This window comes from Pseudomonas sp. ANT_J28 (assembly GCF_008370005.1).
GTDB classification, from domain to species: domain Bacteria; phylum Pseudomonadota; class Gammaproteobacteria; order Pseudomonadales; family Pseudomonadaceae; genus Aquipseudomonas; species Aquipseudomonas frigoris.
Genome location: NZ_VOBM01000040.1, coordinates 47,063 through 59,495 on the forward strand (window position 1 = coordinate 47,063; position 12,433 = coordinate 59,495).

The 12,433-nt window shown below is 58.6% G+C and carries 11 protein-coding genes and 1 pseudogene; 2 read left to right on the forward strand and 10 right to left on the reverse strand.

Annotation, left to right across the window (positions count from 1 at the left end):
• Window positions 1–53 precede the first annotated feature (53 nt).
• Window positions 54–629 (reverse strand): nuclear transport factor 2 family protein, encoded by a 576-nt coding sequence (locus FQ187_RS23735; protein WP_149631336.1) that lies wholly within the window; start codon window positions 627–629, stop codon window positions 54–56.
• Window positions 630–741: 112 nt separating this feature from the next.
• Here FQ187_RS23735 and FQ187_RS23740 point away from each other — a divergent pair, with 112 nt between their 5' ends.
• Complete coding sequence (locus FQ187_RS23740; protein WP_149631337.1) at window positions 742–1,641, forward strand: LysR substrate-binding domain-containing protein; 900 nt, start codon at window positions 742–744, stop codon at window positions 1,639–1,641.
• Between the two features lie 4 nt (window positions 1,642–1,645).
• Here FQ187_RS23740 and FQ187_RS23745 read toward each other — a convergent pair whose 3' ends face one another.
• From FQ187_RS23745 to FQ187_RS23775, 8 genes and pseudogenes are all read right to left on the reverse strand, one after another.
• Window positions 1,646–2,419, reverse strand: a complete 774-nt coding sequence (locus FQ187_RS23745; RefSeq protein ID WP_149631338.1) for an ABC transporter ATP-binding protein — start codon at window positions 2,417–2,419, stop codon at window positions 1,646–1,648.
• Window positions 2,420–2,457: 38 nt separating this feature from the next.
• Window positions 2,458–3,321 (reverse strand): methyl-accepting chemotaxis protein, encoded by an 864-nt coding sequence (locus tag FQ187_RS30975; RefSeq protein WP_371925554.1) that lies wholly within the window; start codon window positions 3,319–3,321, stop codon window positions 2,458–2,460.
• Window positions 3,313–4,068: pseudogene (locus FQ187_RS30980) on the reverse strand (MCP four helix bundle domain-containing protein); the annotation flags it as partial. The gene FQ187_RS30975 and the pseudogene FQ187_RS30980, both read right to left, overlap by 9 nt.
• 218 nt (window positions 4,069–4,286) lie before the next feature.
• Complete coding sequence (locus FQ187_RS23755) at window positions 4,287–5,543, reverse strand: MFS transporter (RefSeq protein WP_149631339.1); 1,257 nt, start codon at window positions 5,541–5,543, stop codon at window positions 4,287–4,289.
• Between the two features lie 60 nt (window positions 5,544–5,603).
• Complete coding sequence (locus tag FQ187_RS23760) at window positions 5,604–6,965, reverse strand: outer membrane beta-barrel protein (protein WP_149631340.1); 1,362 nt, start codon at window positions 6,963–6,965, stop codon at window positions 5,604–5,606.
• Between the two features lie 69 nt (window positions 6,966–7,034).
• Window positions 7,035–8,654, reverse strand: coding sequence for a bifunctional 3-(3-hydroxy-phenyl)propionate/3-hydroxycinnamic acid hydroxylase (locus FQ187_RS23765; RefSeq protein WP_149631341.1), 1,620 nt, complete (start codon window positions 8,652–8,654; stop codon window positions 7,035–7,037).
• A 104-nt stretch (window positions 8,655–8,758) separates the two neighbouring features.
• Window positions 8,759–9,679 carry a VOC family protein gene (locus FQ187_RS23770; RefSeq protein WP_149631342.1) on the reverse strand — a complete coding sequence of 307 codons (921 nt, stop codon included), beginning with the start codon at window positions 9,677–9,679 and terminating at the stop codon, window positions 8,759–8,761.
• Between the two features lie 79 nt (window positions 9,680–9,758).
• Window positions 9,759–10,592, reverse strand: coding sequence for a fumarylacetoacetate hydrolase family protein (locus FQ187_RS23775; protein WP_149631343.1), 834 nt, complete (start codon window positions 10,590–10,592; stop codon window positions 9,759–9,761).
• 174 nt (window positions 10,593–10,766) lie between these two features.
• On the opposite strand from FQ187_RS23775, the gene FQ187_RS23780 reads away from it, so the two are divergent.
• Window positions 10,767–11,468, forward strand: coding sequence for a GntR family transcriptional regulator (locus FQ187_RS23780; protein WP_149631344.1), 702 nt, complete (start codon window positions 10,767–10,769; stop codon window positions 11,466–11,468).
• Between the two features lie 389 nt (window positions 11,469–11,857).
• On the opposite strand, the gene FQ187_RS23785 is transcribed toward FQ187_RS23780, so the two are convergent.
• On the reverse strand, window positions 11,858–12,145 hold the full coding sequence (locus tag FQ187_RS23785) for a barstar family protein (protein ID WP_149631345.1): 288 nt from the start codon (window positions 12,143–12,145) through the stop codon (window positions 11,858–11,860).
• Window positions 12,146–12,433 lie beyond the last annotated feature (288 nt).

Consider the following 12,433-nt stretch of genomic DNA (forward strand, 5'->3'; position numbering starts at 1 on the left):
GCGGTGGCTGGGTATTGAAGATCTCTGTTATGAAGGTGGGCGAAGGAGATTGATCAGGCAGCGAGCCAGGTGCTGGCCTCGGCGCGCATGGCTTGCTCTAGCTCGCTGCCACGGGTGGCGAATACGCGCTCGAGCGGGAAGCCGCTTTTATCCAGCAGGTAGGCCAGCGGCGCGTATTCGCGTGGGTAGCGCGCCACGGTTTCACGATCGATCTCGACCAGGCCCTGAGGGAACGTGAAGCTGCCCATGTCGTAGATGCTCTGGCGCTTGACCAACTTCCAGACGCCTTGGCGTTTTTCCACCAGGTCATAAAAGCGGTTGTGCACGCTGCAACCCAGGTTCAGCCGTACGTTATCGGCAACGATCACCGCGTTGGTTTCCACCACAGCCTTGTTGCCGTTGAAACTGACCACTGGGGTGCCAATCAGGTGTTTGGTGCGCAAATCGGATTTGCCCATGCGCTTGGAACCTTCGACGAATTCGGCGAAAGGACCTTCAAACCAGGTAATTTCGATGACCCCATCCGGGTGCGCCAGGTTAGCCAGTTGCTCCCACTGGCCCAGATCACGGTGAATCCAGCCCGTGATCAAGTCGGTAATTTGAAGTCGGTCTTCCAGGTAACTCTGCATGGTTGTCCTCGGCAGGGGTGTGTTGTCGGACTCAGCATCTGCTGCTCGACAATGAACTGCAAATAGATTGATATGAACGATTGATCATTAAATCTGATGGGGTTGGATGCACATGGATCTGCGTCATTTGCGCTATTTCCTGGCGGTTGCAGAGGAAGGTCATTTCGGTCGGGCGGCCCAGCGCTTGCACATCGTTCAGTCGGCGTTGAGCATGCAGATCCGCGCGCTGGAAGAAGAGCTCGGCGGCCCGTTGTTCCTGCGCACCAGTCGTCGCGTGGAGCTCACCGAAGCCGGGATTCTGTTGCGTGCTGAAGCGCAGCGCACCCTTGATCAGGCCGCGCATGCCCAGCGTGTGGTGCAGCGATGCCTGCGGGGAGAGATGGGCACGGTGCGTATCGGCTTCGCCGGCAATGCGGTATTCAGTGGACGGTTGATGGCCGACGTCCGCGCTTTTCGCGCGGCTTACCCGGATGCTGAAGTGATCCTGCGCGAGTTGGCGCCGCAGTTGCAGGTCGAGGCCATTCAAAACGGTCAGCTGGACCTGGGTTACGCGCCCAGTCATGGCGGTCAGGCCCACGATAGCGAACTTTTGTTTGAGCGAATCGGCACATGGCCGCTGGTCGTCGCCTTGCCGGAGGACCATCCCCTGGCGAGCCAGAAAACTTTGCGCGTGCCAATGCTCGGCGCCGAGTCTTTGATCATTTACGCCGCCCACGGCGCCGATGAATACATGCTGGCCGGGCTGCGAAAGGCGCTGGGACGCGAGCCTAAGGTTCAACGGACCACCAGCACCTTGAGCGTACTGGCGTTGGTGGCGGCTGGTATGGGTGTCGCCATGGTGCCGGCGCCCTTGATGCAAGTCACGATTCCGGGCCTGACGTATCGTCCATTCGACGATGTGGAGCCGCATACCGACTTGCTGCTCATCAGCCGCGTCAATGAAATCGGCGGTGCGGTGCGTGCGTTTTTGAGGGTTGCACATCAAGGTGGCGTGGCGTCTGCGGCGCACTGAATCCTCAATCGTGCCAGCAGCGATACCAGCCGTTTTTCTCGCTGATGCGCAACGGGGTCTGATAGAGGTCCGACAAGCGTGCGCTGGTCAATAGTTCGGATTTGGCGCCGTCGGCAACAATCTGCCCCTGTTTGATAAGCACCACACGCTCGATTTCCGGAATGATCTCGTCAACGTGGTGGGTGGTGATCAGCAACGATCGGCCCTCACTGCAAAAGCCCCGCAGCAGCGTCAGCATGGCCAGGCTCGCACCCATGTCGAGGCCGTTGGCCGGCTCATCGAAAATCAGCGCCTGGGGTTGATGCACCAGCGCTCGGGCCAGCAATAGGCGTCTTTTCTGGCCGGTGGAAAGGCGTTGGAACATGCGGGATTCATCCTGCGAAATCCCCAAGCGGGTCATCATGGCGCGAGCCTGCTCGACCTGCAGCTCGGTCGGTTGCAGGTGCACATGACGGCCGATGGCGCCGAAAAAGCCGGAAACCACAACGTCCAGTGCGCTGGTGTAGGGCGTGTAATCCTCTTGCAGATCCTGCGACACGAAGCCGATCCTGTTCCGCAATTGCCACAGGTTCAGGGTCTCGCTGCCGAACAGCTTCAGGTAACTGCCGTCCTGGGCGACGGGGTAGAGCTCCCTGTTGATCAGTTTCAGCAGGGTGCTTTTACCCGCGCCGTTGGGGCCCACAATAGCCACGCGCTCCTGCGGTCCGATCTTTAACGACAACTGGTCGAGCACTCGGGTCTGTTGCTGATAGGCCGTGACTTGATGGAATTCGATCATCTGAAAAACCTTGCAGAAAAAATGCAGAAATAACCGGACTAGATGCGAAATCTATCAATGTGTCCGCGCAGCCCTGCGGCCAGCTGTGACAACTCTTCGCTAGTCGAGTGTATCTGTACCGCGCTGGCCGAGGTTTTTACAGACAGCTCCCGAATATTGACCAGGCTGCGGTCGATTTCCCGGGAGGCCAAAGTCTGTTGTTCTGAAGCGCTGGCGATGACTACGTTCATCTGGCTGATCGTCTCCACCGCAACGGTGACCTCATGCAGTGCAGAGTCCGCTTCCCGGGCAATGCCCAGGGTCGAATGGACACGATCGGTACTCAGTCGCATGGACGACAGCGCGTGTGTCGCCACGCTGCGCACCGAGCTGACCATGAGCTCGATCTCCCCGGTCGATTGCTGAGTCCTGAACGCTAATGCCCTGACTTCCTCGGCGACGACGGCGAACCCGCGACCCGCTTCGCCAGCCCGGGCGGCTTCAATGGCGGCGTTGAGTGCCAACAGGTTGGTCTGCTCGGCAATTGACCGTATCACTTCAAGCACCCGATTGATCCCGGACACACTCCTCGCAAGCTCCTGGACACGATCGGCGGTGATCGAGATGCCCTCCGTCAACATCGAGAGCGACTCAAGGGTCTCCATGACTCGTGATTTTCCGGTTTGCGCCGCCGCATTGGTGGTTCGTGACGCAAGGGCCGTTGCCGATGCGTGTCTCGCCACTTCATCAACGGCAACGGTCATTTCGTTGACTGCCGTGGCGGCCTGTTCTATTTCCTTGTTCTGCTCCTGAAGTCCGTTGGACGTTGTCGCGATCACGCCATGAAACTGCTGCGAAGACAGCGCCAGTTGGGTGGACGAGTCGGTGATGCGCAAAACAGTGTCGTGAAGATGAACCTGCATGGTCTTCAACGCCTGAAGCAATAAGGCCGGTTCGTCCTTGCCCGTATCGTTGATGGCGGATGTCAGGTCACCGCGTGCGATATTCTGCGCGACCTTGAGTGCATCGAGCAGTGGCTGGTTGATGCTCCGGGTGTAGAACGTCGCCAGCGTGACCGTCAACAGTGCGGCGAGGGCAATGGCTGCGATGACTCCCGTCACCACACGCTGGCGGGTTTGTTGTTCGAGTTCGGCCACCTGTTGGTATTGCTGCAGATAAAAATCCAGCAATTGACCGGAGCGAGTGCCCAGTTCCATGGCGAATTTGTCGATAGGGCCATTGAGAATATCAGTGGCTGCCTGGCGCTGACCTTCGCCTGCCAGCCGGATGACCTCGAGCTGTTCATGACGGAACGCTGTCGAAGCGTCCAAATAGCGTTGGAAAATCTCCCGCTCGGACGGTTGCCGAAGTTGCGCGGTAAACGCCTCTTGCTGCTGACGAACATTTTCGAGTACTTGCATCAGCGAATTCTGATTGGCTGACAGGGCCGCCGGGTCCCGCAGGACGACCATGCGGAAGGTCATGATTCCCGCTCGATCTTCCGCATTGTTCAGCGCCGCCAACCGGATGATTCCAGGCACCCAGACCTCTCTGATCGCGTCGGACTGCACACTCATTTGCTTGACCATACTCAACGAGAACAACCCAAGCAGCAGAACGACCAGGCCAAACAGGCCAAAGCCAAAAATCGAGCGCGGTGCCAATTTCATTTTTCTGAAAAACAACGGATTTTCCTCAAAGAAGGAACGATTCGGCGCCAGCTTGTGGCCGGCGCCGTTGTTTCAATGAAAGGCTTTAGGGGTAGATCAGTGCCGAGTGATCGTGGCACTCGGCACTGGCATGCACACCTTGTGCATGACGGGGCGTGTCGCTGCATGCAGACACGCCCATTCCGACATCCTGTCGCTCCCCGGGAGGAGTGAATGTGTTAAACGCTGTCGATGCCCTCGGCGGCAGGTGTAGAAGTTCTTGCGGGTGCCGTTTCACGCAAACAGGTTGCGACCAGTAACCCGACCAGCACAGCGCCGAGTGCCAGGTACATAGTGTTTTCGATGCCGTGGTGCTGGGCGATATACCCCGCGATGGCCGGCGCTACGCCACCCCCAAAAATCTCACCGATTCCCACCACGAGCCCGGTAGCGGTGGAGGTCAGCGCCGCTGGAACGGACTCACTGGTGAGCGGCCCGACGGTCATGCAGATCATGCTGAAGTTGAAAAAGATCGTCAGGAACAGCAACCCGAATAATTTCACCGGTTCGGCGCCCGTGCCCATCAGTAGCCATAGAAAAACTCCTGTAGCCACGAACGAGATCAGCACCACCGGTTTGCGGCCGATACGGTCCGACACTGCCGGCATGATCAACTGCCCGAGAAAACCACCGAGCCCGATCGCCGACATCACAAACCCCATCTGCTGCACTTGCAGGTGCAAATAGTCCATCAGGTAGTTGGGCATCATCACGCTGATGACGAACAGGCAGGTGAGCATGCAAAACATGCCGACGATGTTCAGCCATACATTGCGAAAGCGCAGGGCATCCAGCCAGCCCGGCTGATCGGCGCCTGTGCGACTTTCGACTTTTGGCGGCGGCACGGCGCGGGTTTCCCGCAGGTGTCGATACATCGCCAGGGCCAACAGGAAACCCGGCAACGACACAATCACAAAGACCCAGCGCCAGGACGGCACTACCTGCAGTAGCTGGGTGGCTAGAATTGGCGCGAGGCCCAGACCCAGGATCGGGAAAAACGCCTGCTGGATGCCGATGTTCATGCCGCGCCGGGCAGGGTGCGATGACTCTGCCGTGGCCGCCAGTGCCGTCGGCGTGAAGGCGCCTTCGGAGATGCCCATGATTGCGCGAATCAGCATCAGCCCGCCGATACCGGTTGCCAGGCCGGAAAGCCCTGCGAGTAACGAGAACACCAGAACGGCTGGGATCAGGACTTTGCGCCGGCCGATGCGATCGGACAGCCTTCCCATGAAAATCGAAGAAATGCCCCAGGCCAACCCCAGGACTGCGGTCACATTGCCGAGGTCCTGATAGTTCAGGCCGAGGTCTTTCATCATTACCGGGAACAGCGGCAGGATGATGAATCGATCCAGGCCCACCAGACCGAAACCTAGCGCCAGCAAGGCCACCGCTTTGAACTCGTAGCGAACATCCCACGCATGCTTATTGTTGTTCATGGTTGTTACTCGGATGGAGTTAATGGAGGCAGCCGCATCAGCAACCCGGCTGCCAGGGGCTCAGAAATAAACCAGTGCTTCAACCAACCCGGTCAATTGCGTGCGGTCGCGACCGGAGCCAAACAGGTGATCGTCGGCATTGCCATCGAACACGTCGTAACGCACTTCGGGACGCAGCGAGATGTACTTGTTCAGGTCATAACGCAGGCCGGCGGTGACGGCGTTGAAGTTTCCGCGGGCGGTGGAGACGGGCAGCAGGATGAAACCGTCAGGGTCGGCAAAATGCTCGGCGCGTACGGAGTACGAAAGGTCAGGTCGTTGTTGGTAAGTGAGCACGGCGTTGGCGCCCCACCAATGCGCACCATCGAAACCGGGACCGTTGATAATGTCGACGGTGCTGGCTTTGCCGTCGCCGCCCTGATGGCCGTAGACCACTTCGGCGCCCATCGACCAGTTCGAGTCGAAGCGGTGCCAGCCGTTGAGCGAGTGTTGTTGCTTGAACTGGCCGTCTGCCGACACCAGGCGTGACGTCGGCGCCTGCACGTCGCTGAAGCTGTCGTTCTGCTCATCGCCGAGGATGAACTCGTAGTCGATCCAGGTCTGCATATCGGCGGTGCGCCAACGCACGGCCCCCATCAGCGACTTGCTGTCGTTGTTGTCGCGCAGGTTGTTCCAGCCCTGCACCACACCCAGTTCTACGCCGAGAATGCCTGACTCGCCGTTGTACAGGCGTGAACCGAGCTGGACGCCGCCGACCGTGCCGGGCTCGCTGACAAAGGCGTAGGTCTTGCTAGCGAACGGGTTGCGCGCGGCACGAATGTTCGGAGGGATTTCATAACCGAGCGCCGGGCCGAAAACCCCGGCCATGGCCGTGATGCCGGGGCCGTAAGGCAAGTAAGCCGTCGCGGCGATATTGGGAATGGCGAGGAATTTCTGTTTGTCCCGCTGGGCCTTCGCGGGGTCGTCGTCGCCCGGCGAGTTGACATCCCAATGCATGTCCCAGCCTTGGGTACGGGCGAATTGCGCATTGCGGCCGTAGTTCATTTCGAAGGTGAAACCGAAGGACGCCTCGGTCGGCGCCGGGCCGGGCAGGGGGGTGATACGCGGGATCATGTCACCCTTGAGTGCCTTGTCGACGAACAGGTGCAGGCTGCCCCATTCCAGGCCTTCATCGGCGAAGCCCACCAACGGCAGGTTGCTCAAGCCATCCTGACGCTCGTCGTGGGTCGAGCGGTTATTGCGCGAGTAGCCAACGTCAAACAGACCGGAGACTGTGATCCCGTAGTCCTTTTCCAGCGTGTCACCGAAAAGGCTGCGAAACAGCGTGCCTTCTCCGGTATCAGGGGTTTGTGCGGCGTGAGCGTTGAGCGTCGCGAAGGCGGCCAGAACCGCACCAAGCGTTTTCACCTTGATGTTGTGCATAGTCTGTCTCTTGTTTTTATTGTCAGAGTTTTAGAGGGAAGGGGCATCCGTGCCCCCGGCAGATCGGTGTCAGACGTGACAGGCCTTCGCGTCGTCATCGACAGCGTTGTGGCGGGTGCTTTGTTGCAACTGCTGGCGTAGAGACCCGAGCAATTTCGGTAGTGTCGCCAGCTCAGCCACACCGCCGTAGCAGTAGTAGTCGGGGCGCACGACGAGGGCTTTGAGCCCGGCCTCGGCCATGAACTGCAAATACTTGCCGGATACGTCGCGATAGATGCCCTTGGCACTGTCGGCAACAGTGGCCAGTCGCACGACCTTGAGCTCGTATTCGCTGATGAACTTCAGAAGTTGCGCATCGAGTTGCGTCAGAGGGTCTTCGTTGCCCCTGACGAGCAAGTGGAAACCGCGGCCGATGACATCGTCGTAGCGCCCGACCTTGCCGCCGATTTCAATCGAGCCGTGAACTCCAAGAATGCCGCGCAATTGACCACCCTCTTGCAAAAGTCCATCCGTCAAACCGGGGAACGGCGGCAGAGGTGCAACGTTGCCACTCAAATACGCCGCGTCACGCTCAGCGGCTTTTACTGGATCTGACACGCACACCACTTTGCCCATGGCCATCGAGGCTTCTATCACCGCGCGGATCTGCGGTTTGCGCTCCAGTGTGTAGCTGTCCAGCAGGGTGTTATCGGCCAGGCCGCGCAGCAGCAGGTCCAAGCGCCAGGACAGATTCCATGCATCGCGAATGCCCGAGCACATGCCTTGGCCCATGAACGGCGGCATCACGTGGGCCGCGTCGCCGGCCAGCAGCACCCGGCCACTGTGCCAGTTCGAGGCAATGCGCGAACGGAACTGATAGACCGCGTGGCGCACCAGATCGGCGGTGTCCGGCGTGACCCAGCGCGACAGCAGCGACCAGACCTTGTCGGTGTTTTGCAGGTCTTCGATGGTTTCGTGAGGCAGGCGCATGAATTCCCAGCGGCGATACCCAGGGCCACCGGGCACCATGGTGGTCGGGCGCTCGGGGTTGCACCATTGGCCGATGTCCGGCACGTCCAGTTGCACACCAGGTTTTGGCTGCAGGTCGACCACCAGCCAGTCTTCCTGGAAGCCCAGGTCCTGCCATTCAATGTCCAGCGACTGGCGCACGAAACTGTTGGCACCGTCGGCACCGATCACGTAGCGAGCGCGGACGCTTTGCTGTTCTTCGCCAAGGGAAAATTTTCCGTCCTGGCGAATCACTCGATTGAGCACCATGTCGCAGCCATTCGCGTCTTGCTTGAGCGCAGTGGCTTCCCATCCCTGATGAATCTGCACGTTGCCGATGCTCTTGGCCTTGCGGTCCAGTGCAGCTTCCAGCGAGGGCTGGTTGAACAGGTAGCCGAACGGCCCGTCGCTGATGGATTCGGCAGACCAGTCGATTTCCACCAATACTTTCCAGTCGGCGTTGAACCACTGATAGCGCGCCGATGGCTGGGAGATTTTTGCCAGCTCTTCACCAAGCCCCATAGAAAGGAAAATGCGGCGGATTTCATGATCGTAAAACACTGCGCGGGGCAGTGGATAAAGCGCGGGCCAGCGTTCGAATACGGCGACCGAGTAACCCATCTGACCCAACAGAATGGCCAGGGTCTGGCCGACAGGACCGTAACCGGCGATGGCGACATCGACTGTTGTTTGCTGATTCATGACTGTGCCTCGTGTACTGCGCAATGATTTCCGGACATGGCCGGGCCCGTCGCGCGGTTCAGTGGAATCGCGCGATGCAGGAATTCAGGATGGTTAGAGGGGGCTCAGGCCGGTGCCGGAGTGTCCGCTTCAGTATTGAAAATGAAGTTGTCCGGTACGTTCGGCCCCCACAGATACAGGGAGTTTTCCGGGGGGAAATCGCCGGCGGGCCATTCGACGCCTTGATCGATGTAGTCGATGTCGGCCGAATATTCGCAGAACGAACCCCACGGGTCCTGCACGTAGTGGAAGTAGTTCGAGCCCAGGCAATGACGACCGGTGCCCCAGCCTTTCGCGTGCCCTGCAGCGGCCATCTGTGACGCGCCGGCGCCGACTTCATTGATGTTGTCGACTTCCCAGGCCGCGTGGTGCCAGCCTTTGGCGCTGCTCTTGGCGAAGGCCACCAGATGATGATCGCAGCCGTGGGGCGCGTGGCTGAAGGCGATGATGTCCAACGACTTGTCGGAAAGCTTCAGGCCCAGCGCTTGTTCGTAAAAGTGCAGGGCGCCGAGGACATCCGGCGTGAACAGCAGGACATGGGACAGGCGACGCGGACGGATGAGGGCCTGTCCATCGCGCGTGGTTGCGCCACGGTTATTGGCCGGGGTGCTGCTGCTAAGGTGGGCCGTCTTCTGGTCAGGCATGGTTTTTTCGCCGACCTTGACTTGCAACAGGTTGCCATCCGGGTCGCGGAACCAGATGCCGTCGCCCGGATGATCTTCAAATCGCCCACCCGCCGTTTCGATCTGCTGGCGGAGCGCGGTGAAATCCTGCTCGTAGCAATTGAAGCTCAGATAGGCCATGGATTTGGCGGCGGCGGGCAGGATTTTCGCCCACACATGGCCGTCGGCAGCCCGCAGCAAGAGCTGGTCCGGTTGACGTTCCACATCGAGGCCGAAGCTTTCAAAGAATTGGCAGGCTTCGTCCAGCGATGGAACGTTCAGTGCGTAGTGATCGATTGAATGCACACCATGGGACACGCTCATGATTGCCTCCATTTTCAATTATTGTAATTATTGTACGCAGGGCTGTCGGGCGGCCCTGCGCAAGAGTGAATCAGTGTAATCAGGCTTCGTCGACCACCGGGTTGACCAGCTTGCCGATACCCTCGATAGACACTTCGACCACATCGCCGGCCTTCAGGTACACCTTTGGGTTCATGCCAAAACCGACGCCTGCCGGGGTGCCGCTGACGATCACGTCGCCGGCTTCCAGGGTTACCGCTTCGCTCAAGGTCGAAATGATGGTTGCCACATCGAACAGCATGTCGTTGGTGTTGGCCGATTGCACAACCTTGCCGTTGACCCGGGTTTCCAGCAGCAAACCCTTGCCGCCTGCAGGCAATTCATCGGCGGTGACCAGCACCGGGCCGAATGCACCGGTGTTATCGAAGTTCTTGCCGACGGTCCACTGCGGCGAAATGAACTGGTACTCGCGCACTGATCCCTCGTTGAACAACGCATAGCCGGCAACATGGCTCAGGGCCTCTTCCTTGCTGATGTGACGGCCGCCACTTTTCAACACCACGGCCATTTCACCCTCGTAGTCGAGGCTGTCGGATACCCGTGGACGAATCAGCGGTTTGTTGTGGGCGGTCAGGCTGGAGTTCCAGCGTGGGAATAGCGTCGGGTAATCAGGTTGGGCGTACGGCGATTCCTTGGTGTGGTCGGCATAGTTCAGACCCACGCACACGATCTTGGTCGGACGCGCCATCAGGGGCAGGTAGGCGTCTTCGGCAATCTCAACCAGTACGCCGTTGGCTTCGGCGCCGTGTGTGGTCAGGTCCACGCCGCGGGCCAACAGGGACTCAAGCGACTCAGCACCCAGAACGCGTACACCTTCGGCAGTGACGACACCCAGGACAGGTTGACCTTGATTGAGGAAGCGAACGTAGCGCATGGCGGTTTCTCTTGTTGGAGTGAAAAGGGCCGGTGTGATGGGCTGCCGACCGTGTAGCCATAAAGCTAGGGCTAAAAAAATATATCGTCAATATAAAAATATATATTTTATCGAATGTGAGAAATTTTGAAGTCTGTGTATGATTCGCACAGACAGCGTAAAAAGGAGTCGAGCGTGAATTCCCCTCTGATCAACTGGCAATCCGCGGAGCCCGCCGAAAAGCGCACCATGGCCTCGCAACTCGAAGCCAGGATTCGCCAGGACATCATCAACGGCCATCTGGCCCCGGGCAGTCGCCTGCGTCTCAAGGAACTGGCCGAGGCTTACGACGTAGGCGTCATTCCGCTACGTGAAGCCTTGTCGCGCCTGGCTAGCAGCGGTTTCGTTTCTGCGGCAGATCAGAAAGGTTTCAGTGTTGGTCGAATTTCCGCAGCGGAAATCGCCGACATCACGGTCGCTAGGCTACACATAGAATGCAAAGCTTTGGCCGACTCCATTCGCCAAGGGGACGTGGAGTGGGAGAGTCGGGTTCTGGCTGCGCATCACCGTCTTGATCGCCTCACCATCGTCGAAGGCCCCGAGCGCTTGCTCAAGCCCGAATGGGAAAACGCCCATGAACTGTTCCATCAGGCGCTGATTTCAAGCTGCAATTCGCCAACATTGCTGCGTTTGTGCACGGCACTGCGCGATCAGACGGCGCGGTATCGCTTTCTGTCGATGCATTACAAAGAGAGCAGCCAACGGGATGTTCCCCACGAACACCGACAGCTGATGGATGCTGCGCTGGCCAAGGACGTCGACAAGGCGTGCGAGCTGCTGTCGAGCCACTATCAAACTACGACCGACTCGGTGTTGAAGCACGCGTTGCTGGTTTAGGCCGGCGACACCCTTGGCGTGCTCAATACTCTTTCGCCAGCCTGGGAATCGAGGTTCGGCAGGCCTCCAGCACCTGACGGGAATCTTCGGCGCCTCTCAAAGCATGAGGTGAGTGCCACGCCTGTGACGGCATGAGGGCCTATGAAGTCGGGATCAAACTGCCGCAGGAACTGATACCAACCGTGTGGTTCTCGTGGTTGTTGGCAGGGCTGGCCCTCGTCGAACGGCATTGGTTTGAACGTCTGCTTCTGGCCCAGAATGTGTAAAAACAGATAGCTAAGCCAATGACACTGAGCAAAGGATCTCGCAGCCGGATCTGATAAAAAATTATTCCGCGTGTAGCTGGCGTTGTAAGTGGTTCTTGCCGGATGCCGGCTTGAAAAAAATGTTTAGTCGAACTCCACATCTGATGCCAGTTCTGGATACTCAATCGTCATGTCTGCAAGACATTTCTGCATGAGTTCCGCATCCCTTGGCAAACGCTTGGATAAATTAACCCACCCTGAAATTTTCAGTTGCGCGGGCATCTGTACAAGTCCTGTAATTGCATCCCAGAACGCATCCCAATTACAGCCGTACCAGCCAGGGAATCCGAGCGCATCCCTCAAGGTAGAATGAAGCTCTCTGGAACTCGTAACCTCACCTAACTCAATCCCTACAACCTGTATTCGAGTCATCGTCAGCACCTCAAAAATGGCCGTCGGGTAGGCTTTGCCACAGACCCTCCAGTCACGCATTTTTGCTATTATTTTCGAAAGGGTCAACTCAAGAGACGGGTATGAAACGCTTCATTCAAGGCGCGCATCGAGGTCAAAGCACCTGCTTCCCGAGAGCCTTGTGCGGATTCCACGCCATCCGGACACTCAGCCCACCAACATCCGGACACTCATTCCACGCTCATTCGGACAGGCAGTCGGAGCGCAGCGACGCAGGTTTGCATTGTTAGTCTGAAGTCTCTGTCGCCG